A 13,544-nucleotide genomic window follows, 5' to 3' on the forward strand; every position below is an offset into this window, starting at 1 on the left:
AGCTGCATACATGAAACTCAAGATGCCCCGTCACGTTGCGCTCTGCGATCTGGATATGGAGCCGGCCCACGCTGCGAGCAAAAGGCCGGGATTCGCCGGCAATGGCCTTTCAGCTTTCTAACTAATCTGATGTGGGGAGAAACTGAAGAGCAGCATCCATTACTGAACTCTAGACGCTTCCGATACCTAAGCACCCCTCGCACTGTCGGCGAACCGACCGGATGGGCTTACGTGCGGCCGCATGAAGCGTAATTCCTCGCTCCTGCGACGGAGGCTTAAGCAGAACTGCACACCCCACCCCCGTAGTACACGGACACACAGCGCAACGTTCCAGCCCCCAGACGTAATCTGTTTAGATGCCTCGTTTTGCGCTTGATATTGAGTCCGTCCCCCGCCCCGTCCGCGCCCAGGAGCTGCTGGATGCGGTGAACCACCGGGTCGTCATCGCCGATGGGGCGATGGGCACCATGCTGCAGGGGAGGGAGCTGTCGCTCGAGGACGACTTCCTGGGGCTGGAGGGCTGTAACGAGATCCTCAACGCCACGCGCCCGGATGTCCTCGCCGACATCCATGACGCGTACTTCGCCACGGGCATCGACGCTGTCGAAACCAATACCTTCGGCGCGAACTGGTCCAACCTCTCCGACTACGGCATCGAGGACCGCATCGAAGAGCTCGCCCGGAAGGGCGCCGAGATCGCCCGCGAGCGCGCCGAAGCGGCAGAAAAAACAGACGGACGCATGCGCTGGGTCCTGGGCTCGATGGGACCGGGCACCAAGCTCCCCAGCCTCGGGCACACCACCTACGACTACCTCAAGCAGACCTTCGCCCTGCAGGCCGAGGGCCTCATCGACGGCGGCGCGGACGCCTTCCTCATCGAAACCAGCCAGGACCTCCTGCAGACCAAAGCCGCGGTCAACGGCTGCAAGCAGGCCATCGTCACCCGCGGCATCCGGCTCCCGATCTTCGTCGAGGTGACCGTCGAAACCACCGGAACCATGCTTATGGGCTCCGAGATCGGTGCCGCGCTCACCGCCCTCGAGCCGCTCGGCGTCGACGCCATCGGCCTGAACTGCGCCACCGGGCCGGACGAGATGAGCGAGCACCTGCGCCACCTCTCCAAGCAGTCCTCCGTCGCCATCGCCTGCATGCCCAACGCCGGCCTGCCCGTCCTCGGCCCCAACGGCGCGCACTATCCGCTCTCACCCACCGAACTCGCCACCGCTCACGAGCAGTTCGTGCGCGAATTCGGCCTGGGCCTCGTGGGCGGCTGCTGCGGTACGACGCCGGAGCACATGGCCGCCGTCGTCGAACGTCTTGCACCCCTGCGCACCGTCGCCGCGGTCACCAGCGGCGGGCGGGGCGCCGACGGCAGCCGCCTTCCCACCGAGCGTGAAGCCGGCATCGCGTCCCTCTACCACCACGTGAATTTCGACCAGGAGTCCGCGTACCTCGCCATCGGCGAGCGCACCAACGCGAACGGTTCGAAGGCGTTCCGCCAGGCGATGCTGGAGGAGCGCTGGGACGACTGCGTCGACATCGCCCGCGAGCAGGTCCGCGTCGGCGCCCACCTGCTCGACGTCTGCATCGACTATGTGGGGCGCGACGGCGTGGCCGACATCAAGGAGGTCGTCTCACGTTTCGCGTCGGCCTCCACCCTCCCGCTCGTCATCGACTCCACCGAACCGCCCGTGCTGCAGGCCGGGCTCGAACTCATCGGCGGCCGCCCGGTGGTCAACTCCGTCAACTATGAGGATGGCGACGGCCCGGACAGCCGCTTCGCGCGCATCATGCCGCTCGTGAAGGAACACGGCACCGCCGTGATCGCCCTGACCATCGACGAACAGGGCCAGGCCCGCACCACCGAGGGCAAGGTTGCCATCGCCTCCCGCCTCGTCGACGCCCTGGTGGGTGAATGGGGGATGCGCGTCGAGGACATCATCGTCGACTGCCTCACCTTCCCCATCGCCACCGGCCAGGAAGAAACCCGCCGCGACGGCATCGAAACCATCGAGGCCATCCGCCAGATCACCGCCAAGTACCCCGGCATCAACACCACCCTCGGCGTCTCCAACGTGTCCTTCGGCCTGAACCCGGCGGCGCGCATGGCCCTGAACTCCGTGTTCCTGCACGAGGCCGTGCAGGCCGGCCTGACCAGCGGCATCATCGACGCCGCCAAGATCGTCCCGCTCGCTTCCCTGCCGGAGGAACAGCGCAAGGTGGCCATGGACCTCGTCTATGACCGCCGCGAATACGACGCCGACGGCAACGTCACCTACGACCCCCTGAACAGCATGCTGGACATGTTCGCCGGCGTCGACACCGCGGCGCTCAAGGACCAGCGCGCCGCGGAACTCGCGGCGCTGCCCACCGGCGAACGCCTGCAGCGGCGCATCATCGACGGCGAAGGCAAGGGCCTGGAAGAGGACCTCGACCTGGCGCGGAGCGAGGGCATGACCCCGCTCGGCATCATCAACGACCAGCTGCTCGAAGGCATGAAAGTTGTGGGTGAGCGCTTCGGCGCCGGCGAGATGCAGCTGCCCTTTGTGCTGCAGTCCGCCGAGGTGATGAAGAACGCGGTGGCCCTGCTCGAGCCGCACATGGAGAAGTCGGACTCCTCAGGCAAGGGCACCATGGTGATCGCCACCGTCCGCGGCGACGTGCACGACATCGGCAAGAACCTGGTGGACATCATCCTCACCAACAACGGCTACAAAGTGGTCAACATCGGCATCAAGCAGGGCATCGCCGAGATCATGGCCGCAGCAGAGGAACACAACGCCGACGTGATCGGCATGTCCGGCCTGCTCGTGAAGTCCACCGTGGTGATGAAGGAGAACCTCGCCGAACTCCAGTCCCGGGGCCTCGCGAAGAAGTGGCCCATCATCCTCGGCGGCGCCGCCCTGACCCGCGCCTACGTGGAGCAGGACCTGGCGGAGCAGTTTGAAGGAACCGTCCGGTACGCCAAGGACGCCTTTGAGGGCCTTGCCCTCATGGAACCCCTGGTGCAGGTGGCCCGCGGCGCTGACCCCGCCGCCGTCGGCCTTCCGCCGCTGAAGAAGCGGATCCACAAGGGCGGGCCGAAGTTCACAGTGACCGAGCCGGAGGCAATGCCCGGCCGGTCCGACGTCACCGCCGACAACCACGTGCCGTCGCCGCCGTTCTGGGGCACCCGCATCGTGCGCGGCGTCTCGCTCCACGACTACTCCACCTTCCTCGACGAACGCGCCACCTTCATGGGGCAGTGGGGGCTCAAACCCGGCCGCGGCGACGACGGCGCGTCCTACGAGGAACTCGTGGAACGCGAGGGCCGGCCGCGCCTGCGGTACTGGCTGGACCGCATCCTCGGCGAGGGAATGCTCGATGCGTCCGTCGCCTACGGCTACTTCCCGGTGGTCGCCGAGGGGGAACAAGTGGTGGTGCTGCACCACGGGGAAGACCGCGACGGCGTCCTCGGCACCGCGGGACTGCTCGCCCCCGACGGCGGTTCAGGCGGTCCGATCGGCACCGAGCGGCTGCGGTTCGACTTCCCGCGCCAGCGCCGCGACCGGCACCTGTGCCTCGCCGACTTTGTGCGCTCGCGTGAATCTGGCCAGATCGACGTCCTGCCGGTGCAGCTGGTCACAGCCGGCTCGAAGATCGAGGAAGTGACGTCCGAGCTGTTCGCCGGGAACCACTACCGCGACTACTACGAGCTCAACGGCCTGGTCATGCAGCTCACCGAGGCCCTCGCGGAATTCTGGCATGCGCGTATCCGCTCGGAGCTGGGCTTCGCTGCCGAGGAGCCCAAGGACAAGGCCGGACTGTTCAAGCTCGACTACCGCGGTGCGCGGTTCTCGCTCGGCTACCCCGCCTGCCCGGACATGGAGGACCGCCGCAAGGTGACGGACCTGCTGAAGCCCGAGCGGATGGGCGTGGTCCTGAGCGACGAGCTGATGCTGCACCCCGAACAGTCCACCGACGCGTTTGTGTTCCACCACCCGGAGGCGAAGTACTTCAAGGTGTGAGGTGTTGCCGGTGCGCAGTTCAGCCGGGACAAGGCCTAAGCTTCCCCTATGGGAATTATCATCACACTGCTTATCATCTGGCTTGTCCTGTCGATCCTCGGCTTCGTGGTGAAGGGCCTGCTGTGGCTGGCATTCATCGGCCTGATCCTGTTCGTGGCCACGGGTGTGTGGGGCTGGTTCAAGCGCAAAGCCAACGCCTGACGCCCCGCGGGGCAACGCTGTGCGGGCCTGAAACGGCAGGCAACAACCTGGATTAGTGCGCTGGCCGTGTTGGGCGCATGGCTCCGTCCGGCTTGGGCCGGGGAGCAATACCGGTGGTCCAGGTGGCCCGCACCCTTAGACCCCGCACCGTTACATACGGAAGCGGCCGACGGCGGGAGGTTCCGCCGTCGACCGCTTTCCTGTGTGCGCACTCAGGGCGTGAGCTGGGGCCTGTCCTTGTCAGCGGCGCGCCCGGCAGGTAAGAGATGCCGGTGCCGGCGGTGCCTGTCACGAGCGGGTGTTGAGGTAGTGCCGAATCTCCTGGGCCGTCTCCCCTGGAGCGCTGACGTGGGGGCAGTGCCCGGTGGCCTGAAGCTGCACCAGGGTGCTGTGGTCCAGATTCTTGTGCAGGTAGGCGCCCACTTCCGGCGGAGCAAGCCGATCGTCAGAACACTGCAGAATCAGGCAGTTGGTGCGCAACTTTTTCAGTTCAGGGCGGGTATCGGAGAAAAAAGTCACCCCGGCGAAGTGCCGTGCGATGGTCGGATTTGTCCGGCAGAAGCTGACACGCAGGTCCTCCGCTAATTCCGGCTCCTGCGGGTTGCCCATCACCATGGGTGCCACGGCCGCGGCCCAGGCGAAATAGTCTCTGTCCAGAGATGCCAGCAGGCCCTCGATGTCTTCCCGCGAAAACCCGCCCACGTAGCCGTCGTAGGGGTCATCCGTATGACGGGGTGAAGGAGCAAGCAGGACCAGGTGGGAGAAACGGTTGGGGTCCTGCACGGCGGCGATCACGGCGATCATCGTGCTGACACTGTGGCCCACCAGGATGACGTCCTCAAGTTCAAGGGCGGCGCAAATCTCCAGCATGTCCGACGCGTACCCATTCAGCGAACCGTACTTCTCCCAGTCATAGGCGCTGATGTCGGAGTGTCCTGCACCAACATGATCAAAAAGCACCAGCCGGTAATCATCAACGAATTTGGGCAGCAGCTTCTGCCACATAGCCTGATCGCAGCCAAAACCGTGGGCAAACATCATCACGGGCCCATCTTCCCGCCCGGATATGGTGACGTTGTTCCGGCCGATTACCGCAGCAACTGCTTCGATCACGTTCTCACTGACCCTCCGTTGGGTGGCGTCCTGTCCCAGACTATCCACGAGAAATAGCGAATCCTAGGGATCCTCCCACTATGACCTTCAAGGCGACGTCGATTCAGCCCATTACATACTGACGCGGCCTTCGCGACTCCTCCGACAGGGACCATGATCGCGGGTGTCCTCAGGCCCGGATTTGAAGCTGGTCCCTGTCCTGAGCGGGTGGGCCTGCGTGGCCCGCCCACCCGCACTTCCCACGCTGGAGACCGGCTTCACCCGACGGAGGGCGGCGAGAATGGCCCGCCCCACCACGGCGATTCCGATGATGGTGGTGACGGCACGCAGGGTGTCCCAGCCCGCCGTCGACGTCACCAGCGAGTAGAGCAGGAAGCTGCTGAGGTTGATGCCCAGCGGCGCGCCGGGCACGTACGAGATGCCGGTGCCGGCGCCCACCGCGAACGGCCAGAACCACAGGTTGGTCAGCAGGCCGAACACGTAGGACGCCACGATGCCATAGCCGCACAGCATCCACAGTTCGGCCCTGCCCCGCACACGCCGGGGGAGCAGCCCGGCCCCCGCGCCCACCCACGCGCAGGCGAAAATCTGGAACGGCGTCCACGGCCCGATGCCACCCCACAGGGCACTTGAGACGGCGATGGTGGCGGCGCCGAGGAGCATGCCGAACCGGGCGCCGAAGGCCCGGCCGGCCAGGATCAGCAGGATAAAGACCGCCTCCACACCCCCGACGCCGGTGCTCGCCACCCGCACCGCGGAACCGACCGCTGCCAGGACACCGAGCAACGCCACCGTGTGTGCGGAGCTGACCGAGCCGTCGAGGGACACCACGATGGCGACGACGGCGAGCGGCGCGATGGCCAGCGCGGCGTAGGGGAGTGCCGCGGCGGCGTCCTCCGGGAGGGCGGCTGCGAGCAGCGGCCAGCAGAAGGCTGCGAGGGCGAGGACGTTGGCGGCTGCAAGGACTGCGAGTTCGGCGGCGCGGGGCATGCGGAGGCGGCGGTGTCTGGCTGTTCCCGGGGAGTTTGTGTGTTCGATGACGCGTGGCCGGGGTCCGGCATCTGCCTGCCGGGGAAGCGGGCGGGGCGGCTCAGGGGCGGCTTGCGGTGCGGAGGAGGGTGCGACGCCGTCACTCATCGGAAGGATCCGGGCGCCGAGGCTTTGGGCAAAATCGAGGTCGTGCGTGGCGATGAGGACCGCCGCGCCCTCGTCCGCGGCTGCCCGCAGCGCTGCCGCCACTGCTGCGCGTGCCGCAGGATCGAGTCCGCGGGTGGGTTCGTCGATCAGGAGGACCTGGGGGTTGTCCATGGTCTGCAGCGTGATGGCCAGGATCCTGCGCTCTCCGGCCGAGAGGTCCCGGGGATGCTCGTGACCAATGGGAATCCGGACGTCTCCGCGCAAGCGGGCCAGGTGCGACTCCGCAGACCGGGTGGGAAGCTGGTCACCGCCTGGGTGGTTCAGGACCGGACGGCCCCGGCCCGACTTACGCCAAGCGCGCGCCTGGCGCCGCTCTGCCGCGTGCAGCTCGCCTGCCACGGTATCCCTCGTGAAGAGGTCGTCTGAGGCGTCCGGCACCAAGGCGACGCGTCCGCCGTCGACCATGCCGCCGTCGACCGTTCCTTCATTGCCCGTGCCTTCACCGAGGGCGAGCGCCACCAGGAGGGACGACTTTCCGGCCCCGTTCGGTCCCACCAAGGCCACCACTTCACGGCGGTGCAGGGTCAGGGAGGCTTCGCGCACGAGCGGCTTGCCCTTGCGGTGCACCGCGAGGTTTGTCGCCGTCAGCACGGGTTCCTTCCCCGAACCCGGAATGGGCGTGGGACGCGAAGCAGCCGGGACCGAAGAGGTTGGTTCGGCACCCGGCACCAAGGCGCCGTCGTCGATGGTCCACCAGGAGTCGGCAACGGGAACGAGCGCTTCCGCGCGGTGCTCCGCCACAATGACGCAGGCGCCGGCATCGCGGGCGAGGGCGTGGAGCACCGCGATGACGCGTGCGCGGGCTGCGGTGTCGAGGTCGGCCAGGGGTTCATCAACCAGGAGCAGGGCCGGATGATCCACCACTGCGGCGGCGATGGCGACGAGCGTTGCCTCACCGGCCGAGAGGGTGCTGATATTCCGGTCCAGCAGATCCGTGACGCCGATACGCTCCGCGACCTCCAGCACGCGGGTCTTGGCTGTAGCCGATGCCACGCCGCGCAGTTCAAGGGCGAGGGAGATTTCGTCCCGGACCCGGGTGCTGGCGAACGCGGCGCGGGGATTCTGCAGGACGACGCCGATGATGCGGGCGGTATCGCGGGGCGGCGTGGTGGCACGGTCCGTTCCGGCGACGCGCAGGGTGCCGGAAATTTCGCCGCCGTCAACGTGGGAGAGGAGGCCGGCGATACCGCGCAGGATGGTGGACTTGCCGGAGCCCGTCGGCCCGGTGATGACCGTGATGGACCCGGTCGACGGCGTGAAGTCGGCGACGCCGACCTGTGCGTCGCCGATGCGGAATTGGGCGTCGCGGACGAGAAGCGGGGCGTCGTCGTTGTCCGAAAGGTGCGCCGCCCGGCTGCCGAAGCCGCGCAGCTCCAGGGCCGCGGCAACCCGGGCCGCGTGCTCCAGCGTGCGCTCGAGCACGGGCACCAGGGCGCGGGGTCCGAAGCGTTCGCCCCGCAACCGGAACGCCAGGCGGACGGAGGTTACGGCGTCGGAAAGCGCCGGGAGCGCCGCCCATGCCACCACCAGGGTCCGGGCCAGGCCCTGCATGGGACCGCGGCGGGCCAGGTGCACGAAGCCGCGGGCCACGTCCACCCAGGCGTTGAGCAGGCCGAAAGCGAGGAACATCGCGGCAATCGGCAGGGCGGACAGGACCGCCGCCCACAGGCCAGGTCCCGTGACCGGACCGAGGAAGACCACGTGGGCGTACGGGGCAGGCAGCCGCATCGCCGGCAGGTCGAGCAGGACGGGCATGCCAATGCCCGCCCCGTTGAAAAGGACGCGGTAGATGACCCGCGCCGCGACGAAGACGACGGCGAGAGCCGCCGCTGCGCGTAACGGCGCGGGTCGAAAGGTCATGCCGCGGGGGCGGCCGGTTCGCCGTCGACCGTGTAGAGCAGTTCGAGGCTCTCGCCCGGGTTGACCTGCAGGGTGGCGAGGCCTTCCTGCGCGTAGGCCCAGTCGCCGGTTGCGGGCTTGGTCCAGAGCGACCAGTAGGCGAAGGCTGCGGGCATCTTGCTGCACTCTTCCCGGTACGTGCCGCCCTTGTGGGTGATGTCCAGGTCTGCGGCGGGCACACCGTTCACACGGCATACGAGTTCGGTGGGGTACTGGGTGGTGCCCTCGGTTTTCACCTTTGCCTCGTCGAGCACCTTGGACGCGGGAGTCGCCGCGGTCACGGGCACGCAAACGGACTTGTCGGCCGCGGACTGCTTCAGGGAGCCCGAATCGACGATGACCTTCACGCCGGCGCAGGGCCCGGCGGCTGCGCTGGATGACGCCGCTGCGGTCGACGCCGGGGCGGAGGTGGTGGGCTGGGTGGCGGCCGGCGTGGAACAGGCGGCGAGGGTAAGCAGGAGACCGGCGGCGGCGAGGGTGCTCGCGGCGGCGGTGCGGATCTTAGTCAAAGTCACGCTTCAAGGGTAGGGCGTGGGTTGTCCGGATCCGGGGGCGGTCACGTTCTGTGACGTGACATGTTGCGCAATCTCTTTGAACAGTGTTGCTTGTAGGGCAGCACCCACGACGCCCGCGGAGTTTTCCAAGCTGGCTGGAATGACCGGGGTGCGTAGTGACAGGCGTGGTAGGTACTCGTTACTGCATGCTGAAATTCCCCCACCGATGATGATCAGGTCAGGTGAGAAGAGGAACTCCACATGCGACAGGAACTGTTGCAGCCGGTCGGCGTACTCCATCCAATTTAGGCCTTCCTTTTCCCGGCTGATGGCCGATGCCCGGGATTCGGCCTTGTAGCCGTCGATTTCCAGATGGCCCAGCTCGAAGTTGGGTACCAGCCTTCCGTCAACTATTAGTGCTGATCCGATGCCAGTACCCAACGTCAGGACCAGGACAACGCCGGGTTTGTCCTTCCCGACGCCGTAACGGGATTCTGCCAAAGCAGCTGCGTCAGCGTCATTCACGACGCAAACAGGCCGACCAAGCCGAGCCCGCAAGTAAGCCTGAACATCCAGTCCGATCCAGCTGTCGTCCATGTTTGCTGCCGATCTGGCCACGCCGTGTTGGACTATCGAGGGGATGGCGACTCCGACAGCACCCTCCCGATGCCAGGGGCTTCCGGAGCCCAGCTCATCGATGAGCTGGTTCAGCACGTCTGCGACCGCACCCGCCGTCCCGCCAAGAGGTGTCGGGACTTTACGGACGCCGCCCACCGGGGTACCGCTACTCAGGTTGATGATTGCACCCTTGATCCACGTCCCGCCGACATCGATTCCTATCCGGGAATGCAGTCCTGACGGCACATCGGTGGTATCGGTCGCGGGTTGTGTCATGACGTTTCCTTTGAATAGCCAGGGGCGTGACCGGAGGGCCTCGGTCCGGGTTCATGGCGGTGCTGATGTGCATGGAGGAGCCTCCCGGCGCCTGGGCGCCGGGAGGCTGGGTTTGATTCCTGGTCCAGCTAAGCCTGGAGCCAAGCAGTGGTCGCTCCGGGCAGCGATCCTCCCTCGAGTGGTGAACTGGAGACCAGAGCCTTGCCAGCGGGCAGTTCGAAGCCTTCCGTGCCGAAGTTCGTTACGGAGGTCCAACCGTTGGGGCGCCGGAACGCCAGCACGTCAGAGCGGCCGGTTTCCAGCCATTCCAGCGCTTCGGCGGTTTGCAGCTGTGACCTCAGGGCCAGTGCCCTGCGGTAGAGGGACAGGGTTGAGTCTTCCTGTGTTTCCTGGGCTTCCACTGAGTGGTTGGCAAACCATTCTGGCTGCGGCAAGTGGGCGCCGCCGGCTCCGAAACCGAAGGAACTGCCCCCAGTAGCCCAAGGCAGCGGTACGCGACAGCCATCGCGGCCAATCTCGACGCCTTTGTTCCGGAAGAAGGCGGGGTCCTGGCGCTCGGCGTCGGGGATTTCACTTCCGACCTCCTGCAGGCCCAGTTCCTCACCTTGGTACAGGTACGCGGAGCCTGGAAGGGCGAACATCAGCAACGATGCGGCGCGGGCGCGGCGCAGGCCGAGTGCGACGTCGATCTCGTCCTGTTTGCCGCCGGCGAGCAGCCAAAGCTTGCCCGCCTGCCCGGCCATGATTTCCCCCTCGGTCGAAGGCCCGGACACGGGAAGCCCGTAGCGGGTGGCGTGCCGGACGACGTCGTGGTTGGAGAACACCCAGGTGGAGGACGCGCTGGACGCCTCGGCCTCGGCGAGGTTCTTGGTGATGATTCGCCGGAACTGGGCGCCGTCAAAGTCCGCCTGCAGCAGGTCGAAATTGAAGGCCTGTCCCAGGCCCTCCGGGCTGGCGTAGCGGGCCCGGCGGTCCGCGTGGACCCAGGCTTCGGCGACGGCGGTGCGCGGCGGGTTGTATTCGTTGAAGAGCTTTCGCCACTCGGCGTAGATCTCGTGGACTTCGTCGCGGTCCCAGTACGGGTGCGAGCCAGCAAGGTATAGCGCTTCGCCCTGGGCTTCGAGGTCTGCCTTCGTGGGCAGGGACTCTTCGAGGTTCTTGGTGAGGGCATGGGCGACGTCGATGCGGAAGCCGTCCACGCCCCGGTCCGACCAGAAGCGCAGGGTCGTCAGGAAGTCTTCGCGGACCTCGGGGTTGTCCCAGTTAAAGTCAGGCTGTTCCTTGGCGAAGATGTGCATGTACCACTGCCCTGGCGTTCCGTCGGGTTCGGTGATGCGCTCCCACGCGGGACCGCCGAACACGGAGTCCCAGTCTGACGGCGGCAGTTCACCGTTTTCGCCCAGTCCGTCGCGGAAGATGTAGCGGTCGCGGGCCGGGGACCCTTTGGGCGAGGCGAGGGCTTCCTGGAACCACTCGTGGCGGTTCGAGGAGTGGTTCGGCACGATGTCCACAATCAATTTGATGCCGGCGGTCTGCAGGGCGGAAGCCATGTCGTTGAAGTCTTCCAGCGTGCCGAGCCGTGCGTCGACGTTACGGTAGTCGTCCACGTCATAGCCGCCGTCGGCGAGGGCTGATGGGTAGAAGGGGCTCAGCCATACTGCTTCGATTCCGAGATCCTTCAGGTAGGGGACCTTGGCGGTGATGCCGTTGATGTCACCGATGCCGTCACCGTTGGAGTCGGAGAAACTGCGGGGGTAGATCTGGTAGACCGAGGCCTGGCGCCACCAGTTGGGGTTGGCCATGTTCTTTGGCTCGGTGCTGGTGGCCTGGGTGAGGATGGAGGGCAAGACTGGTTCCTTTACTTCGTTCTTAGTGGTCGGTTTGGCGGCTGGAGTCACTTGACGGCGCCCTGAGTCAGGCCGGACATTACCCAGCGCTGGGTGAACAGGTAGACGACAATCGCGGGTGCCATGGCCATCAGGTAGGAGGCGAAGGCAACGTTGTAGCTGTTGCTGAACTGTGTCTGGAAGATCTTCTGCAACACCGGGATTGTCTGCAGTTCCGGGTCGGAAATGATGAGTGACGGCATCATGAAGTCGTTCCAGGATGCGATGAAAGCGAAGATGCCGACCGTGGCGCTCATCGGCCCGAGCAGGGGGAAGATGAGCTTCCAGAACACCTGCCAGGTGCCAGCACCGTCTATGCGCATGCTTTCCTCCAACTCCAGCGGGATGGAGCGCAGGAACGCGGTGAACAGCATCGTATTGAACGCCAGGGCAAAAACGATGTGCAAAAGCGCGACGCCGAGCGGGTTGTCCAGTCCCACGAGGCCGGTGAGCTGGATCTGCGGTAGTGCCACCACGGGGAACGGGATGAACATCGCTGCGAGCAGGTAGAAGAAGGACCAGCGGAAGAGTCGGCGGTCCCAGTTGCGGACGATCGCGTAGGCTGCCAGCGCCGACACGATGATTTCCCCCGCCACGGAGGTCACGGACACGAACACGGAGATCGCAAAGCCGCGCGGGAAGTTCGTGAGCGTCCATGCCTGGACGAAACTATCGAAGGTCAGGGGGCTCGGCAGCGAGAAGGCGTTGCCGTCCACCGCCTGTCCGGTGGTTTTGAACGCCATGCTGAGGGTGACGTACAGCGGGACGAGCACGCTGAGGGTGCAGACGATAAGGACGATGGTGGCGGGCCAGTTGCTGCGCCCCTGGCCGGCGCTGACCTGTTGTTTCTTCCCGGCGGCCGCGGGCCGTGCGGGGATGGTGCTGGGTACGCTGCTCATGCTGCGATCCCTCCTTTGCCACGTGTGAAGCGAAGCTGGATGAGTGCGATGACGATGCTGATGAGGAAGAAGATCACGGCATTGGCCATCTGGTACGCATAGTCGCCGCCTTCGAAGCCGCGGAAGATCGACATCGCGACGCTGCGCGTGGCGACGCCGGGGCCGCCGTCGGTGAGGCCGACGATGATGTCGTAGACGTTGAGGTAGTTCTTGAAGCCGAGGACCATATTGATCACGGCGTACCCGGCAATCAGCGGCAACGTGATGTGCCGCAGGTTCTGCCAGGGCGTTGCTCCGTCGATGGAGCTTGCCTCGTAGACCTCGGTGGGAACCGTGAGGAGCCCTGCGATGTAGATCAGCATCGCACTTGGAACCGACTGCCACGCTGTGACGAAGACGATCGCCAGCCACGCAAGGTCGGGGTTGGCGAGGATGCTCGTCGCCAGCGGTTCGATTCCCATGCTTTGGCCTACGAGTGGCACAGAGTTCGAGAAGAGGTATTGGAAGACGAAGGCGATGACAATGCCCGAAATCACCATGGGGATCACGAATACTGTGCGCAGTGCAGCACGGAAGCGGACGCGGGACGTGAGTCCCAGGGCCAGGAAGAAGGCCACGGCGTTCACGACGATGACGGTCACGAGCGCAAAGGCGAGCGTGAAGCCGTAGGCGCTGAGGACTCCTTCGTCCTGGAAGACCGCGATGAAGTTTCGGATGCCTATGAAGTCGAATTCACCGAAGCCAACAGAGTTCGTGAAGCTGTAGACGAATCCGAGTACGGCCGGCAGTGTGACGGCGAGCGTGAAAATCGCCAGTGAGGGGAAAAGGAAAAAGTAGAAGAGCGGATCGACACGGCTCTTGCGCGCACTTGTCGCTCCAGTCGCTGCCGGGGCCCTCACCACCGCTCTGGTGGAAGGCTTCGTCGTCGATGACATGGTGGTCCTCGTTTCGTGC

Annotated in this window: 9 protein-coding genes; 2 read left to right on the forward strand and 7 right to left on the reverse strand. The window is 65.8% G+C overall.

From position 1 onward, the window contains the following. Positions 1-356 precede the first annotated feature (356 nt). Positions 357-4,007: a methionine synthase gene (gene metH / locus IAQ70_RS21745; RefSeq protein ID WP_190992037.1), complete on the forward strand. Its 3,651-nt coding sequence runs from the start codon at positions 357-359 to the stop codon at positions 4,005-4,007. A gap of 48 nt (positions 4,008-4,055) precedes the next feature. Then, on the forward strand, positions 4,056-4,208 hold the full coding sequence (locus IAQ70_RS21750) for a hypothetical protein (RefSeq protein ID WP_190992038.1): 153 nt from the start codon (positions 4,056-4,058) through the stop codon (positions 4,206-4,208). 288 nt (positions 4,209-4,496) lie between these two features. Here the strand turns inward: IAQ70_RS21750 and IAQ70_RS21755 are convergent, their stop codons facing one another. The 7 genes from IAQ70_RS21755 to IAQ70_RS21785 form a co-directional block, all read right to left on the reverse strand. Beyond that, entirely contained in the window at positions 4,497-5,321 is an 825-nt protein-coding gene (locus tag IAQ70_RS21755) for an alpha/beta fold hydrolase (protein ID WP_190992060.1), read from the reverse strand. Positions 5,322-5,432: 111 nt separating this feature from the next. Continuing rightward, the gene (locus tag IAQ70_RS21760; protein ID WP_190992039.1) at positions 5,433-8,378 is read right to left on the reverse strand and encodes an ATP-binding cassette domain-containing protein; all 2,946 of its coding nucleotides are present in this window, start codon (positions 8,376-8,378) and stop codon (positions 5,433-5,435) included. Beyond that, entirely contained in the window at positions 8,375-8,932 is a 558-nt protein-coding gene (locus tag IAQ70_RS21765; RefSeq protein WP_190992040.1) for a hypothetical protein, read from the reverse strand. Before IAQ70_RS21765 ends, IAQ70_RS21760 begins: the two co-directional genes overlap by 4 nt. 3 nt (positions 8,933-8,935) lie before the next feature. Further along, positions 8,936-9,805, reverse strand: a complete 870-nt coding sequence (ppgK, locus tag IAQ70_RS21770) for a polyphosphate--glucose phosphotransferase (RefSeq protein ID WP_190992041.1) — start codon at positions 9,803-9,805, stop codon at positions 8,936-8,938. Positions 9,806-9,933: 128 nt separating this feature from the next. Then, on the reverse strand, positions 9,934-11,607 hold the full coding sequence (locus IAQ70_RS21775; protein WP_190992061.1) for a glycoside hydrolase family 13 protein: 1,674 nt from the start codon (positions 11,605-11,607) through the stop codon (positions 9,934-9,936). A gap of 92 nt (positions 11,608-11,699) precedes the next feature. Next, positions 11,700-12,590, reverse strand: coding sequence for a carbohydrate ABC transporter permease (locus tag IAQ70_RS21780; protein WP_190992042.1), 891 nt, complete (start codon positions 12,588-12,590; stop codon positions 11,700-11,702). Further along, positions 12,587-13,525: a carbohydrate ABC transporter permease gene (locus tag IAQ70_RS21785; RefSeq protein WP_190992043.1), complete on the reverse strand. Its 939-nt coding sequence runs from the start codon at positions 13,523-13,525 to the stop codon at positions 12,587-12,589. The genes IAQ70_RS21780 and IAQ70_RS21785 overlap by 4 nt, the downstream gene beginning before the upstream one ends. Between the last annotated feature and the right edge of the window lie 19 nt (positions 13,526-13,544).

The organism is Pseudarthrobacter sulfonivorans, from assembly GCF_014712225.1.
GTDB classification, from domain to species: Bacteria; Actinomycetota; Actinomycetes; order Actinomycetales; family Micrococcaceae; genus Arthrobacter; species Arthrobacter sulfonivorans.

What these genes read in the sequence shown, in the direction of transcription:
- metH (WP_190992037.1), top strand. Translation starts at nt 357, where the DNA reads ATGCCTCGTTTTGCGCTTGATATTGAGTCCGTCCCCCGCCCCGTCCGC.
- IAQ70_RS21780 (WP_190992042.1), bottom strand. Translation starts at nt 12,590, where the DNA reads ATGAGCAGCGTACCCAGCACCATCCCCGCACGGCCCGCGGCCGCCGGG.
- ppgK (WP_190992041.1), bottom strand. Translation starts at nt 9,805, where the DNA reads ATGACACAACCCGCGACCGATACCACCGATGTGCCGTCAGGACTGCAT.
- IAQ70_RS21760 (WP_190992039.1), bottom strand. Translation starts at nt 8,378, where the DNA reads ATGACCTTTCGACCCGCGCCGTTACGCGCAGCGGCGGCTCTCGCCGTC.
- IAQ70_RS21785 (WP_190992043.1), bottom strand. Translation starts at nt 13,525, where the DNA reads ATGTCATCGACGACGAAGCCTTCCACCAGAGCGGTGGTGAGGGCCCCG.
- IAQ70_RS21750 (WP_190992038.1), top strand. Translation starts at nt 4,056, where the DNA reads ATGGGAATTATCATCACACTGCTTATCATCTGGCTTGTCCTGTCGATC.
- IAQ70_RS21775 (WP_190992061.1), bottom strand. Translation starts at nt 11,607, where the DNA reads ATGGCCAACCCCAACTGGTGGCGCCAGGCCTCGGTCTACCAGATCTAC.